The organism is Candidatus Thiothrix phosphatis (assembly GCF_035668035.1).
Taxonomy (GTDB): domain Bacteria; phylum Pseudomonadota; class Gammaproteobacteria; order Thiotrichales; family Thiotrichaceae; genus Thiothrix; species Thiothrix phosphatis.
Genome location: NZ_JAYMYJ010000146.1, coordinates 14,170 through 29,568 on the forward strand (window position 1 = coordinate 14,170; position 15,399 = coordinate 29,568).

11 protein-coding genes are annotated in these 15,399 nt (G+C 58.0%); 4 read left to right on the top strand and 7 right to left on the bottom strand.

The annotated features are described in order from the left end of the window. Nucleotides 1-65: 65 nt before the first annotated feature. The 5 genes from pstS to rfbA form a co-directional block, all read right to left on the bottom strand. Entirely contained in the window at nucleotides 66-1,133 is a 1,068-nt protein-coding gene (gene pstS / locus VSS37_RS18610) for a phosphate ABC transporter substrate-binding protein PstS (RefSeq protein ID WP_324697627.1), read from the bottom strand. Between the two features lie 229 nt (nucleotides 1,134-1,362). After that, nucleotides 1,363-3,759, bottom strand: coding sequence for a glycoside hydrolase family 15 protein (locus VSS37_RS18615; RefSeq protein ID WP_324697629.1), 2,397 nt, complete (start codon nucleotides 3,757-3,759; stop codon nucleotides 1,363-1,365). A gap of 189 nt (nucleotides 3,760-3,948) precedes the next feature. Then, the gene (rfbD, locus tag VSS37_RS18620) at nucleotides 3,949-4,812 is read right to left on the bottom strand and encodes a dTDP-4-dehydrorhamnose reductase (RefSeq protein WP_324697631.1); all 864 of its coding nucleotides are present in this window, start codon (nucleotides 4,810-4,812) and stop codon (nucleotides 3,949-3,951) included. Beyond that, nucleotides 4,809-5,357 carry a dTDP-4-dehydrorhamnose 3,5-epimerase gene (gene rfbC / locus VSS37_RS18625; protein ID WP_324697633.1) on the bottom strand — a complete coding sequence of 183 codons (549 nt, stop codon included), beginning with the start codon at nucleotides 5,355-5,357 and terminating at the stop codon, nucleotides 4,809-4,811. Before rfbC ends, rfbD begins: the two co-directional genes overlap by 4 nt. After that, the gene (gene rfbA / locus VSS37_RS18630; protein ID WP_324697635.1) at nucleotides 5,354-6,238 is read right to left on the bottom strand and encodes a glucose-1-phosphate thymidylyltransferase RfbA; all 885 of its coding nucleotides are present in this window, start codon (nucleotides 6,236-6,238) and stop codon (nucleotides 5,354-5,356) included. Before rfbA ends, rfbC begins: the two co-directional genes overlap by 4 nt. 133 nt (nucleotides 6,239-6,371) lie before the next feature. On the opposite strand from rfbA, the gene VSS37_RS18635 reads away from it, so the two are divergent. After that, the gene (locus tag VSS37_RS18635; protein ID WP_324697637.1) at nucleotides 6,372-7,340 is read left to right on the top strand and encodes an MBL fold metallo-hydrolase; all 969 of its coding nucleotides are present in this window, start codon (nucleotides 6,372-6,374) and stop codon (nucleotides 7,338-7,340) included. A 78-nt stretch (nucleotides 7,341-7,418) separates the two neighbouring features. Here VSS37_RS18635 and metH read toward each other — a convergent pair whose 3' ends face one another. Beyond that, the gene (gene metH, locus VSS37_RS18640) at nucleotides 7,419-11,276 is read right to left on the bottom strand and encodes a methionine synthase (RefSeq protein WP_324697639.1); all 3,858 of its coding nucleotides are present in this window, start codon (nucleotides 11,274-11,276) and stop codon (nucleotides 7,419-7,421) included. A gap of 140 nt (nucleotides 11,277-11,416) precedes the next feature. Here metH and VSS37_RS18645 point away from each other — a divergent pair, with 140 nt between their 5' ends. Together VSS37_RS18645 and VSS37_RS18650 are read left to right on the top strand one after the other, a co-directional pair. Further along, entirely contained in the window at nucleotides 11,417-12,343 is a 927-nt protein-coding gene (locus VSS37_RS18645) for a phosphoribulokinase (RefSeq protein ID WP_324697641.1), read from the top strand. Nucleotides 12,344-12,462: 119 nt separating this feature from the next. Then, nucleotides 12,463-13,413 carry an AEC family transporter gene (locus VSS37_RS18650; protein ID WP_324697642.1) on the top strand — a complete coding sequence of 317 codons (951 nt, stop codon included), beginning with the start codon at nucleotides 12,463-12,465 and terminating at the stop codon, nucleotides 13,411-13,413. 53 nt (nucleotides 13,414-13,466) lie between these two features. Here VSS37_RS18650 and VSS37_RS18655 read toward each other — a convergent pair whose 3' ends face one another. Next, a complete protein-coding gene (locus tag VSS37_RS18655) occupies nucleotides 13,467-14,168 on the bottom strand; it encodes an amidohydrolase family protein (RefSeq protein WP_324697643.1) in 702 nt (233 codons plus the stop codon). Between the two features lie 64 nt (nucleotides 14,169-14,232). Here VSS37_RS18655 and VSS37_RS18660 point away from each other — a divergent pair, with 64 nt between their 5' ends. Further along, nucleotides 14,233-15,360 carry an acyltransferase family protein gene (locus tag VSS37_RS18660; RefSeq protein ID WP_324697646.1) on the top strand — a complete coding sequence of 376 codons (1,128 nt, stop codon included), beginning with the start codon at nucleotides 14,233-14,235 and terminating at the stop codon, nucleotides 15,358-15,360. The last annotated feature ends 39 nt before the right edge of the window (nucleotides 15,361-15,399 follow it).

Below are 15,399 nucleotides of genomic sequence, written 5' to 3' on the forward strand. Positions count from 1 at the left end.
GACAGTGGGGAGAAGCCCGGGCTGTATGGCCCGGCCTCCTGGTAAGCAATCAAACAATAAGGACATTATTTGATCATTTGCGAAACTTCACGAACTTTGGCCACTACCTTTTCCGGCAGAGGGATATAACCCAGTTCATCGGCGCTTTTCTGGCCGGTGGTCAGGCCGTATTCAACCACTTCACGCAGTGCTTTGGCTTTGGCTGCATCCTGTTCTGGGTAGAAAATCATCCAGGTGTAGCTGGCGATTGGGTAAGCAGCTTCACCGGCAGGGTCGGTTGCCCAAGCGCGCAGGTCAGGCACTTCGCTGCTTGGCAGTTTTCCGGTCGGGAAGTCAGTGCTGGCCAGTGCGGCAGCGCCGGATTCAGCGCCAGCGGGAACGTATTTGCCAGCTTTGTTTTCCAGTTGGGCAATGCTTTTCCAGCCGCTTAACTTGGCGAAACCGTATTCGACGTAACCAATTGAGCCAGGGGTCTGTTTGATGGTGGCGGCGATGCCGTCATTTTTGGGCGCTTTGACAAATTTGTCAGTGGCAGGCCAGCTTGGGGACTTGTTGCCTTCGCCAACAGCCTTTTTGAAATCGTCGCTGATAGCTGCCAGATGGCTGGTGAACACAAAGCTGGTGCCGCTGGAGTCTGCGCGGGTCACGACCGTGATCGCCTGATCCGGCAGTTTGGCGTCAGGGTTGGCGGCGGCAATTTTCGGATCATTCCATTTGGTGATTTTGCCAGCGAAGATTTCAGGATACACATCACGCGGCAACTTCAGGTCGCTGACGCCGTCCAGGTTGTAAACCAACACGACTTCACCGGCGGTCATTGGCAGCAGGATGGCTTTATTGCCCGCTTTGGCCAGTTCTTCGTCGCTCATGGCAGCGTCACTGGCAGCGAAGTCGACAGTTTTGTTGGTGAAATCCTGGATACCTGCACCGCTGCCTTTGGACTGATAGTCAACACGAATGTCTGAATGGGCAGCGCTGAAATCCTTGAACCACTTGGAGTAGATAGGGAACGGGAAGCTTGCGCCTGAACCTGTCAGTTTGACTTCATCAGCGAACGCGGTTGAAGAAGTGACCATGGCGGCGGATAAACAGGCGGCGATGGCTGCAACCTTCAACGACGGCAAAAATTTCATAACTGAACTCCTGATTGATTAAAACGATGTGGCATCACACAGGAATGTGCATGACAGGCCGCATCATCGTCTTCGAGCGTGACAATTATATGAAAGGAATATGACGAATATGTTAAACGACCGAAGGAAATGGTCGGAGATAGGAAAAAAACGCGCCTGAATTAAAGGGACGAATATCGTCGCCAAGCATGCGCGGCTTTAGCCACGCATGTGAGGCTTTGCGTTAAACTCAATGGGGATAACCGTTAAAAACGGCCACATTATGCGCCTGGTCTTCAACTGTGGTGAGGGTGATGGTGTGATCTTGCCCAGATAGCCCCTCGCCATCGAGGCGGAAAATGATTTGCCGCCCCGTTTCAAGCTCTGGCAACAGCGCCATGTGTATGCCCATTGCCAGTGGGCGGGTGGTGATGGTTTGTTCAGCGATGGTGTCAGTACGCCAATGGATGATGGTGTTGACCGGCAGGCAGAACCCCAGCCGTTTGCCTACCGATAGGGTGCGCAACGGTGCTTGTGGCGACCAGAACCAGGCCTCGGGGTCAGGGCGGACGCCGTGGTAACGCGCCCATACTGGCTCTGGCCTGTCCACCGGATACCCCCTGAGAATGGAGCAGGCCAGTTTGATGTACTCGGCGTGCGCCCACGCCAGTGGCATGGCGGAACCGGTTGCCCGCCCGAGTTTCAAGTTGCGCTCCGGAATGTCCGCCGCGTCCCAGACCTGTTCTGGCAGCATGCCACAGCCGTCGCTCATGCCCGCCATCGCATACAAATAGGGCAGGGCGTCCATCCCCCGGATCAGTTCATAATGCCCACGTTCGCCGGTCAGCAGCGGCCACAGGCGGCCAATGCCATTGCCGTCGTAAGCCTGGCCATCGGCATGCTCGCCATAACCGTCGCTGGTGTAGCGGCGCCAGCAGGAACCCTGCGGCAGGTCGGCCGCCAGCAATTTGTCCACCAGCTTGACAGTGTTGCGGATCAAAGGGTCATCCGGGTCACGCAGCCCATAACGCACCAGTTGCAGGAAATCCACCCCGATCTGCTCAGTTGGCGGCAGGCCAGGGTCAATCAAGTGGTTCTTGATCGGCATTGCCCGCACCAGGGCGGAATCATCCGTGAGCACTTCGGCGGGAATGATGCGCGGGTAATAGGCGTCTACGCCGTGCGCATGGGCAAATTCGGTGTTGCGCACCGCCGCCCAGTTGTCCAATTGCGCATTCCAGAAATCCGCCAGCTCCAGCGCAAAGCCTTCATCCGCCACCGGCAGGAAGCGCGCGCCGGACACCAGCGCGGCGATGCATACCGTCAGGGTGAACGTATTGACGCCGCTGTCCTCTTCCCAGCGGTCTTGCGGGCTGATGGGGCCATGCGTGGCGATGAAGCCCAGCGCCCGCTGCGCCATCGGCCCGACTTCGAGGCCATCCAGCGCGTCACGGTCGGCCAGCGTTCCGGCCAGCAATACTGGGAACGCCACTTGGTCAAGTTGGACACCAGTCCAGTAGGGCTTGCCGCCCAACCATTGGTTCTGGAACCAACTGCCATCCGCCAGTTGCGTGGCCATCAGGTAGCGCAAGATTTCACGGGCCTCGGCGTCACAGCCCAGCGCCAGCAGCGCCCCTGCGCATTCAACCAGATCGCGCGGCCAGACCAGATGGTAACCGGGGCGTTCTTCCTGCGACTCTCCCCAGGGAATGCTGAGGCTGGCGATCAGCGCGCCTTGAAACGTCTGGTCGTGATGGGTGCGCAGCACCATGGCGCTGGTTTTCAGCAAATTGACCAGACGCTCGGGCAAGCTGGCGGTGCCCACCGGGACAGGCAGATGGCAAGTTTGCCGCCAATTGATCCACTGCCCGATATATTGCTGCCAGACGGTTTCAAATGGTTGCAGCAGGGAAGAGATAGCCAGTGTCGCCGCCGCTTCACAGCTGCTGCCGAAACCTAGCGCAAGCACGGCCTGGCGCGGCAGTTCGCCGGTCAGTGCCACCGTGCCGGGGCCGGCGGCGCGGTAGCATTCGTCCAAGCGTCCATGGCGGTTAAAGGTCTGCCAGCCGTCGGAATCCCCTGAAAACCCGGCGCTGCATTGGCCGAATGCATCCTGCTGTTGCGCATCCACCGCCGCCAGCGCCAGCCCGAACGGCCCTTGCCATGCCCATAACACCTTGCGGCTGTGGAAGTGGGCGGCTTCGGCGTAATTGTCCCGGCCTGTACCGCCAAGGTGCGGGGCGAGCAGCACGTAGGGGCGCAGGTTGGCGTCGCCCTGTAGCTTGATTTCCACCAACAGGGCATCGCGGTTAGGCTCCAGGGCAATGCGCTGGGTAAACGTGAAATGGCGGTGGCGGTGGGTGATGGTGACGGCTGGAATGCCTGCCTCGACACATTCCATCTGGCCTTCCAGCCGTTTGAGTTCCTGCCAGAAGCCGTGCCCGTCGCTGATAATGAAGCCAAGGTCGCGGACTTGCGGGATGTCCACGCGTGGGTAGTAGATTTCATTGAGAATGCCTTGGCCGATGGTGAACCACACCCGCGAAGGGCCGAGGCTAGTCCCCACCATCTGTTTGGCACCGTCGCACCAATTGGGCTGCATGCCGGGCATTCCAGGGGCTTGGTCAGCTGTGAAAGATTCATCCATTTATCATTCTCTCCTGTGGCAGTGCATGCTGGTCAGGCTGTGTAGTGCAGGGAACTATGGCGTGATTTTATGTGATTGGTGAATTCTAGGTGATGTTCACTTGTTTGGCGGGGGGTTATTTTTAGGAAGGCATTACCAGCAGGGACGGCGGGAGCATCCCAATCCTGCATTCATCGGGAGATTTCCGTATTACTGTGCTTGCAATTGGACAAGCATCCGCCGCAAGCCCGCCCGCCAATGTGGCAGGGCATAACCCAGCAAGTGTTCGGTGGCGCGCTTGTCCATCACGCTGAAGGCCGGGCGGCGGGCAGGGGTCGGGTATTCCTCAGTGCGTAACGGCCTGACAGGAATGGCTTTATCCAACAACCCGATAGCCAGCGCCTCTTCCTGGATGGCGACGGCGAAATCATACCAGCTTGCCACGCCATTATCGGAACAGTGGAAAATGCCGTGCGGCTTTTGTGCGATAAAAGACCATAGGGTGTCAGCCAGGGTACGGGTCCAGGTTGGCGCGCCGACCTGATCCGCCACCACGCCGAGCGCATCCCGTTCCCGCATCAGGCGCAGCATGGTCTTGACGAAATTGTTGCCATAAGCGGAGTACAGCCAGGAAGTGCGCATCACGCAGGCTTGTGGGCAATGTTCCAGCACGGCCTGTTCGCCCGCCAGCTTGCTGGCACCGTAAACACCCAAAGGATTGGCAAGCGCATCAGGCAAATAAGGGCTGGATTGCAGGCCGTCAAACACGAAATCGGTGGAAACCTGCAACAGGTAAATGCCACGTTGCGCCGCTTCCCGCGCCAGTGCCGCAGCGGCCAGATGGTTGATGGCGTAGGCGCGCCCCACATCGCTTTCCGCCTTGTCGACAGCGGTGTAGGCGGCGGCGTTGATGATGGCGGCGGGTTGGTGTTCCGTCAGCCACGCCGCCACATGCTGCGGCTGGGTAATGTCCAACGTGTCATGGTCAGTCGGCAGCAGGGTAATGTCGGCAGGGCAGGTCGCCTGCAATTCTGAACCCAACTGGCCATTGGCTCCGGTCAATAATACTTTCATGCGAATTTGTCCGCCTCCAGCCAGCTTTTGCCCGCTTCGTCCTTGGCGGACACCATGGGTGCGGTGCCATTCACCAGCGGCCACTCAATGCCCACGGCCGGGTCATCCCAGCGCAGGCTGCGGTCATATTCAGGGGCGTAGAAATCAGTGCATTTGTAGAGGAAATCCGCCGACTCGCTCATGACGTAGAAACCATGCGCAAAACCGGGGGGGACCCACAGCATACGGCGGTTTTCTTCCGATAGCTCGACACCTTCCCATTGGCCAAACGTGGGGGAGGATTGCCGCAGATCCACCGCCACATCGAACACTTTGCCCTGTGTGACGCGCACCAGTTTGCCCTGCGGATGTTGGATCTGGTAATGCAGGCCGCGCAGGATGCCCTGTCTGGAACGGCTGTGGTTGTCCTGCACAAAGTTCAGGTCAAGCCCGGCTTCAGCAAAGGCTTTGGCGTTCCAGGTTTCCATGAAAAAGCCGCGCGCATCGCCGTAAACTTGTGGCTCCAGGATCAGCACCTCGGGAATGGCGGTTGGGGTGATCTTCATTTCAGCAATTCCGTCAGGTAAACGCCGTAACCGCTTTTTTTCAAAGGCTCCGCCAATTGCAGGAGTTGGTTGCTGTCAATGTAGCCCATGCGCCAAGCAACTTCTTCCGGACAGGCAATCTTCAAACCTTGCCGTTCCTCAATGACCCGGATGTAGTTGGAGGCGTCCAGCAACGACGCATGCGTGCCGGTGTCCAGCCAAGCGGTGCCGCGTTTGAGCATTTCCACCTGCAACTGGCCACGTTCCAGGTACATCTGGTTGACGGTGGTGATCTCCAGTTCGCCGCGCGCGGAAGGGCGCACTTCGCGGGCAATGTCCACAATCTGGTTATCGTAGAAATACAGGCCGGTTACCGCGTAATTGGAACGTGGTTTGGCAGGCTTCTCTTCGATGCTGAGTGCCTTGCCATTCTGGTCAAATTCGACGACACCGTAACGCTCCGGATCCCTGACATAATAGGCAAAAACGGTGGCCCCATCGGTCTGGCGGCTGGCTGCCTGCAAACGGACGGACAAGCCTTCGCCATAGTAAATATTGTCACCAAGGATTAGGGTGGCGGGTGAATCGCTGAGGAATTCCGCGCCGATCAGGAACGCCTGCGCCAGGCCTTCCGGCTTGGGCTGGACGGCGTAGTGGATATTCAGTCCCCATTGGGAGCCATCCGCCAGCAGATGCTGGAATTGGCTGGCGTCTTCCGGCGTGGTGATGATCAGGATGTCACGTATCCCCGCCAGCATCAGCACGGTCAGCGGGTAATAGATCATCGGTTTGTCATATACCGGCATCAGTTGCTTACTGACGGCCTGGGTCAGTGGGTACAGGCGGGTGCCGCTGCCGCCAGCAAGGATAACGCCTTTGCGGGTTGGATAATTATTTTGCATGAAGGGTGCGCTTGTCCGCGTGTTTCTCTGTAAAGTTGTCAATTGTAGACAAACCCACAGAAATGTCAGCTTATTCCATGGTGGTCAGAACCATTTGGCATCATACAAACAAACCGCAAAAAGGAGAGAGGAGATGAACAAAACCGTATTACTGCTTGCCTGTCCGCTGTTGTCGGCCCTGAGTGCCAGTGTTTGGGCGGAAGACAGAAAAATTGACCAGGGTCTGCTGGACAATTACCAACCCGAACAAGTTGCTGAGCATGTCTACGTCATTCATGGCCCAACGGCTTACCCCAACAAGCAGAATCAGGGTTTTATGAACAACCCCGCGTTCATCGTGACGGATAAGGAGGTGACGGTGATTGACCCAGGCTCCAGTTCGGCCATCGGGCGGGCGGTGCTGGCGCAGATCCGCAAAATCACGGACAAGCCGGTCAATAAGGTCTTCACCACCCATGTGCACGGCGATCATTGGTTGGGGAACCAGGCGTTCCAGGAAGAAAACCCGGAGGTCAAATTTTATGCCCATCCGAATATGATAGAAGAGGCGAAAAATGGTGCCGCCGCCGAATGGGTCAGCACCATGGACAGCATGACGGAAAACGCCACGGCGGGAACCGAAGCCGTGATTCCCACCGAAGCCCTGACGGATGGCGACAGCTTCGACCTGGGAGGGCTGACGCTCAAGGTGCACCTGATCACCGGCAAGGCGCATACGGATACGGACGTGATGTTTGAGATCCCCGAGGAAAAAGTGCTGTTCACCGGCGACACCATCAACAACAAACGTATTGTGCGCATGGACGACGGCAGTTTCGCCGGTGGCGTCAAGGCGGCGGATTATGCGATGGGGCTGGATGTGGACAAGGTTGTCCCTGGGCATGGGCACAGCGGTGGCAAGAACATGCTGGCCTATTACCGCGATTATTTGAGCAAGGTGTACAACTCGGTCAAAAAGATGCGTGAAGACATGGAGCCATTCGAGATGAAGCCGAAGATTGAAGCCGAACTCACGGATTACAAGGGGTGGCCCGGCTATCAGGAGGAACTCGGCAAGCACATCAGCCTGTCGGCGCTGGAGGCGGAGCAGGAAGATTTCTGACAAGGGCTGAAACGGCAAAGCCAACGAAAAGGGGATCAGTTGTATCCCCTTTGTTCCGTCAAATGTTTAGTGGGGAAATCACGCCTCATACCCCAACACCGGAGCCAGCCACCGTTCCATTTCCTCCATGCGCATACCCTTACGCTTGGCGTAATCCTCCACTTGATCCCGCGCAATCCGGCCAATGCCGAAGTAGCGCGAATCCGGGTGGCTGAAATACCAGCCGGAGACGGACGAGGCCGGGTACATTGCAAACGAGCTGGTCAGCGTCATGCCGGTATTCGCTTCCACTTCCAGCAGTTCCCATAGCGTGGCCTTTTCGGTGTGGTCTGGGCAAGCTGGGTAGCCGGGGGCAGGGCGGATGCCTTGGTATTTTTCGGCAATCAGCGCGTTGTTATCCAGCGTTTCGTCAGTGGCATACGCCCAGAATTCCTTGCGTACACGCTCATGGATACGTTCCGCCAATGCTTCGGCCAAGCGGTCACACAGCGCTTCCAGCATGATGGCGCTGAAATCATCGTGTTTGGCGCGGAAAGCCTCCAGATGCGGCTCGATGCCGAACCCGGTGCTGACCGCAAACACACCCATCCAGTCCGCCTTGCCGGAACCTTTTGGCGCGACGAAATCGCCCAGTGAGTAATTCGGTTGCTGCCCGTTACGGTCCATCTGCATCCGCAGGTTGTGCAGGGTGGCGCGCGGCTGGGTACGGGCTTCATCGGCATACACCACGATGTCATCACCCTCAGCATTGGCGGGGAAGAAACCGACCAGCGCTTTCGCCTGCACCCATTTTTCCTCAACCAGTTGCTTCAGCATGGCTTGCGCATCGGCATACAGTTTGGTCGCTTCTTCGCCCACCACGTCGTCGTTGAGGATTGCCGGGAACCTGCCCGCCAGTTCCCAACTACGGAAAAATGGCGTCCAATCGATGCGCTCCACCAGTTCTGCCAGCGGATAATCGTCGAACTTGAGGATGCAGCCAGCGCCGGAATGCAGCAGCTCCGCGCCGTCAGGGATGACAGCCTGTTGTTGCTGCTTGGCTGCCTTCTGCTCGGCAATTTTTGCCTGCAATTCGTGGGCAACGCAGCAGTACGTCTTTTTCCCCTCCCCCCCTGCGGGGGAGGGGCTAGGGGTGGGGGGGAGACAAGCGTTCAGCAACACCGGCTTCGGCGGCGTGTATGCTTTCCAGTCGGCCTTGAACGCATTCGCCCGCGCATCCGCAATGCCCACCAGTTTGCGTTCGGTCTGGTTGGCGGCGCGCTTCACCCGCACCTGCTCATATTCGGTGCGGATATTGGCCACATAATCCGGCTTCTGCTCTTTGGAAAGCAGCGCACTGGCGACGCCAACCGCGCGGGATGCATCCTGCACATACACCACAATGTCGTTCTGGTATTGCGGCTCGATCTTGACCGCTGTATGAATTTTGGACGTGGTTGCCCCACCAATCAGCAGTGGGATATGGAAACCTTGCCGCTGCATTTCCTTGGCCACATGCACCATTTCATCCAGCGATGGCGTGATCAGGCCGGAAAGGCCAATAATGTCCACCTTTTCCTCGCGGGCAACTTGCAAAATCTTTTCTGCTGGAACCATCACGCCAAGGTCAATGACTTCGTAGCTGTTGCATTGCAGCACCACGCCGACGATATTCTTGCCGATGTCATGCACGTCGCCCTTGACGGTCGCCATCAGGATTTTGCCATTGGCCTGCACGTCGCAGCCTTCCTTTTCGGCAGCCATGAACGGGTCGAGGTAAGCCACTGCCTTTTTCATCACGCGCGCGGATTTGACCACCTGCGGCAGGAACATCTTGCCTGCGCCGAACAGGTCGCCGACCACGTTCATGCCGTCCATCAGCGGGCCTTCGATGACCAACAGCGGGCGGCCCAGTTTCACACGGGCTTCCTCGGTGTCTGTGTCCACGTAGGCATCGATGCCCTTGACCAGCGCATGTTCCAGACGTTTTTCCACTGGCCAGCTACGCCATTCAAGGTCTTCTTTTTTGGTTTCCGCCGCGCCGTCGCCCTTGTAGTTGGGGGCAATGTCGAGCAGACGCTCGGTTGCGCCCGCATCCTTGTTCTGGATCACATCTTCGACCGCATCGCGCAGCTCGGCAGGCAGGTCGTCGTAAATCGCCATCTGCCCGGCGTTGACGATGCCCATGTTCATCCCGGCCTGGATGGCGTGGTAGAGGAACACGCTGTGGATGGCTTCGCGCACCGGGTTATTGCCCCGGAACGAGAACGACACATTGGAAACGCCGCCGGAAATGCTGGCATACGGCAGGTTCTGCCTGATCCAGCGGGTCGCCTCGATGAAATCCACCGCATAGTTGTTGTGCTCGTCGATGCCGGTGGCGACCGCGAAAATATTCGGGTCGAAGATGATGTCTTCCGGCGGGAAGCCGACCTGTTCGGTGAGGATTTTGTAAGCGCGGGAACAAATTTCGACCTTGCGGGCTTCGGTGTCCGCCTGACCTTTTTCATCGAAGGCCATCACGATCACTGCGGCTCCATAACGGCGCACCAGCTTGGCCTGATGGATGAATTTTTCCTCGCCTTCCTTCATCGAAATCGAGTTGACGATGCCCTTGCCCTGGATGCATTTCAGGCCAGCTTCGATGACTTCCCACTTGGATGAGTCGACCATCACTGGCACCCGCGCGATGTCAGGTTCAGAGGCCACCAGATTGAGGAAGCGGGTCATTTCCTTCTCGGCGTCGAGCAAGCCTTCGTCCATATTCACGTCGATGACTTGCGCGCCGTTCTGCACCTGATCCAGCGCCACCTCCAGCGCTTCGCTGTAACTGCCTTCCTTGATCAGGCGCTTGAACTTGGCGGAGCCGGTGACATTGGTGCGTTCGCCGACGTTGACGAACAGGCTGTCCTTGCCGATGTTGAATGGCTCCAGCCCGGACAGGCGCATTTCATGCGGCAGGTCGGGAATCTGGCGCGGTGCAATCCCATCCACGGCCTTGGCAATGGCGGCGATATGCGGCGGGGTAGTGCCGCAACAGCCGCCGACGATGTTCAGGAAGCCGCTTTGCGCCCATTCCTTGATATGCCCGGCGACTTCATCCGGCCCCATGTCGTATTCACCCATTTCATTCGGCAATCCGGCGTTGGGGTGCGCGGAAACGTAGGTGGCGCTGACGCGGGACATTTCCTCAACGTATTGGCGCAACAAATCTGGCCCGAGCGCGCAGTTGAGGCCGAAGGACAGCGCATCGGCGTGGGACAGCGAGTTATAGAACGCTTCAGTGGTCTGGCCGGACAAGGTGCGCCCGGACTGGTCAGTAATGGTGCCAGAAATCATGACCGGCAGTTCCAGCCCGTCTTCGTCGAACACCTGCTTGACCGCGAACACAGCGGCTTTGGCGTTGAGCGTGTCGAAAATGGTTTCGATCAGGATGATGTCCGCGCCGCCCGCGATCAGGCCACGGGTGGATTCCATGTAATTTGTCACCAGTTCGTCGAAAGTGACGTTACGGAAACCGGGGTCGTTCACATCCGGGGAAATGGAGCAGGTGCGGCTGGTGGGGCCGAGCACGCCCGCAACGAAACGCGGTTTGTCCGGCGTGCTGTATTCGTCAGCCATGGAGCGAGCCACCTGTGCCGCCGCCACATTGATTTCGTAGGCCAGTTCCGCCATATCGTAGTCGTGCATGGAAATGCGCGTGGCGTTGAAGCTACAGGTTTCGAGGATGTCCGCGCCCGCTGCAAGGTATTGGCCGTGGATTTCGCGGATGACTTGCGGCTGGGTCAACACCAGCAGGTCGTTGTTGCCCTTCACATCCGTATGCCAGTCGTGGAAGCGTTCACCGCGATAATCGGCTTCCTGCAACTTATAGCGCTGGATCATGGTTCCCATGGCACCATCAAGGATCAGGATACGCTGGGAAATGGCATGCTGGAGTTGGGCTGTACGGTTCATGGTCGACACTGAAATCTGATCAAAAGGGAGGGTATGGTAGCAGAAACCCGCATAGTTCCCTATCCGTAATGGGCAGTTAAGCTTTTTTCAGTGATGGTTTATGCTGCGTATTTCAGGATCACTGAGGAGAGAGGGAAGGCATGTCAGCAGAACATCCGATTATCGCCATCACAGGAGCTTCCGGAGCGGGTTCCAGCGCAGTTATCAAAGCGTTGGAGCGCATTTTTTATCGTGAACGCATCAAGGCAGCCTATATCGACGGCAGCGCTTTTCACCTGTATGACCGCAAGACCATGCGTGAAAAGGTGCGGCAAGCCAAGGAAGAGGGGCAGGTGTTGAGCCATTTCAGCCCGGCAGGCAACTGCCTGGACAAACTGGAATCCTTGTTTTTTGAATATGCGGCGGTAGGCAGGGGCGTTTATCGCCACTACCTGCATACCCAGGAGCAGGCCGATCGGCATGGGCAGGAGCCGGGGACGCTCACGCCTTGGCGGCAGATGGACCCTGACACCGACCTGTTGCTCTACCGGGGGCTGCATGGCGCGGCGGTCATTGGCGACATTGATATTGCCCAATACCCCGACCTTGGCATTGGCATGGCACCGAATGCGAACCTGGAGTGGATACGGAAAATCCAACGCGACAGCAGCATGCGCGGCTACAGCCGGGCTGAAGTGCAGGAATCCATCTTGGAACGCCTGCACGACTATGTGCACTACATCACGCCACAATTTTCCCGCACCCACATCAATTTCCAGATGGTGCCGATCGTGGACACGTCTGACCCGTTTGGCGATGAGGAAGCGCCGGAAGCGCAGGAATGTTTCCTGGTGATGCGGTTCACGCCGCCATTTTTGCCGAATTTTGTGCCGCTGTTGCGTGATATTCCCGGTGCCTTTATGTCGCGCCGCAACACCCTGGTGGTGCAGGGCAGTAAAATGGGCACAGCCATTGAGCTGATCCTGATGCCGATCATTCACGACATGATCACCAAAAGCCGCACGTTGCGCGGCATCGCCAGTGTTCCGGAAGACCGTGGCGCGGGTGTGCTGGGTTTGGTGGAATAAACGGCTGTCGCTGGTGCCGGTAAAGCATTGCTATGGAAGCCATTCCCATTGGTTATTGCAGGCAGATACGGCGGCGACGTAAAGTGAGGCGCTTTATTGCATGTAAATAAAGCGCTGTCATGTCTGAGTTTCTGGGTGTCTTAAGCTTTTCTTTTTCAGTCACCGGGCCGATATTCATCATTCTGCTGCTGGGCGTATGGTTCATGCGCATCGGCATCCTGAATGAGGCATTCATTGAAACCGGTTCACGGCTGGTGTTTACCGTCGCCTTGCCAGCCCTGTTGTTTGTCAGCATCAGCAAGACGCACTTTTCAGCAGCCGCCAATTTTGACCTGATTATTTTCGCGGCAATCGCCACTGTCCTGAGCGTGGTGCTGCTGGAAGCAGCCACGCATTACCTGATAATGCCCGCCGAAGACCGGGGCGTGGTGGTGCAGGGGGCGTTCCGCTCCAATATGGGCATCATCGGGCTGGCCTATTGCGTGAACGCCTATGGCGACAACGGGCTGGTGGCCGCTTCGCTGTATCTCGGCCTGATCACCATCCTGTTCAATGTGCTGGCGGTCATCACCCTGAGCCGCTCCCTGCACAAAAGCCAGGGAGTGGGCAAGGTGGTCAGGGGCATTGCGACGAACCCCCTCATCATTGGCATTTTGCTGGCCCTGCCGGTGTCGTATGCGGGCATAAAACTGCCGACGGTTTTGCTGGAATCCGGCGAATACTTTTCCAAAATGACCCTGCCGCTGGCTTTGCTGTGCACGGGCGCTTCGCTGGATTTCCATAGCCTGCGGCAGGAAATGGGCAAGACGCTGTTCGCCAGCGTCAGCAAACTGGTGTTGACGCCGTTGCTGTTTGTGCTGGGCGGCTTATGGATGGGGTTCCGGGGCGTTGACATGGGAATCCTGCTGCTGATGTCATCAGCACCGACGGCGGCGGCCAGTTACATTATGGTGCGGGCGATGGGGGGCAATGCGCCGCTGGCGGCCAATATCATCGCCTTGACGACGCTCGGGTCGGTTGTCACCACCAGCATCGGCATTACGGTTTTGCGGGGGCTGGGGTTGATGTGATATTGGCCGAGGCTGGCCGGTACAGGCGCAGCGCATTTTCCCACAGCACCTTGTCAGCATTGCCTTTCCCCAATACGTCCACCACCAAGGCAAAGTCCGTGTCCTGATAGGGAACCGGGCGCGCGGGTGGAGGGCAGGTCGGTGCCGAACAGCAAAGCGTCCGGATTGGCCGCGAACAAGGTTGGCAGCGCTTTGCGCACATCAAAATCTACCCGCCCAAAGCCGGTCGCCTTGACGCAGACGCCCCGTTCCACCAATTTCAGCAAGGTTGGCAAGCCCGCTGCCGACAAGCCCAGGTGATCGATGCTGACAGCGGGCAACTTAAGCAGGGTTGGATACAGATCCGGCAATTCACGCGCATCCACATACAGCTCCACATGCCAGCCGACCAGCTCATGAACCCGGCGGGCGAAATGTTCCAGATGGCGGCTATCTTCTGAACCGCCGCGCTTGAGGTTGAAGCGCACGGCGCGCACACCAGCCGCACCCAGTCCCAGCAATTCCGCATCGCCCACGCTGGCAGGCAATTGGGTGACGCCGACGAACGTCGGGCCAAGCCGTCGCAGCGCCGCCAGCAGGTAAGCCTGGTCGAACGCCTGGAAAGACCCGGACACCACAGCCCCTCCCGCCAGTGAATACCCCTGCATCCGCTGCAAATAATCCTCGCAGGTAAAGGCGGGCGGCAGATAGCCATGGTTGGGGATCAGCGGAAAGCGTGGGTCAATAATGTGAAAGTGGGCGTCGAACAGTTTCATGTTTTCCATTCGCAGGCAGATGGGCTAAGATTCCGCCCATTTTACACAATAAGCGGACCCCACCGTGATTTATCGCAAGGAAATTGATGGGCTGCGCGCCGTCGCCGTCCTTCCCGTCATCTGCTTTCATGCTGGATTTGCCTGGTTTCCCGGTGGTTATGTGGGGGTGGATGTGTTCTTTGTCATTAGCGGCTATCTGATCACCTCCATCATTCTGGAAGAACTGGAAGCCGGGCGTTTCACGCTGGCCGGGTTCTACGAACGTCGCGCCCGCCGCATCCTGCCCGCGCTGTTTTTTATCCTGCTGGCCTGCCTGCCGTTCGCTTGGTGGCTGCTGCTGCCGGAAGAGCTGGAGGGTTTCGGTGACAGCATCATGGCGGTGGCGGCGTTTGTCTCCAATATTTTGTTCTGGTTGCAAACCGATTATTTCGGCCCGACAGCGGAGCAGATTCCGTTGCTGCATACCTGGAGCTTGGCGGTGGAGGAGCAATATTACCTGCTGTTTCCGCCCTTTATGCTGCTGGAGTGGCGGTTGGGCAAGGGCTGGCTGGCGGGGATGATCGCGTTGGTCGCCTTGTTGAGCCTGGGTTTTTCGGAATGGTTGTGGCGGCAATCGCTGGAAGCCAATTTCTACTTGATCCCCAGCCGTGCCTGGGAATTGATGAGTGGGGCGCTGGCGGCGTTTTACCTGCAAAGAAATTCGCCAGGACAGGGAAGGGCAGCGCAAGCCGCCAGCTTGGCAGGGCTGCTCTTGTTGGGGTATGCCGTACTGTTTTTTGATGCAGGTGTCCCGTTCCCCAGCCTGTATGCGCTGGTTCCGGTGGCGGGGAGCGTGCTGCTGATCCTGTTTGCTTCAGCCTCCACCTGGGTTGGGCAGATGCTTGGCAATCGGGTGCTGGTTGGGGTTGGGTTGATTTCCTACAGCGCTTATTTGTGGCACCAGCCGGTGTTTGTGTTTGCGCGCATGCAAAGCCTGGATGAGTTGGGGGTAGGGGTGATGGCGGGTTTGAGCCTGTTGTCGTTGCTACTGGCCTGGTTTAGCTGGCGCTGGGTGGAAAAACCGTTCCGCGACCGCCGCCGTTTTACCCGCCAGCAGATTTTTACCGGCGCGATGATCGGCAGTTTGTTGTTCCTGGCGATTGGTGGCTGGCTGGTGTGGGCGCAGGGCGTCCCTGGCCGGTTTGCCGAATGAGGGCTTGCAGCCGGAAACCCCGTGGGGGTTTGGTGCTAG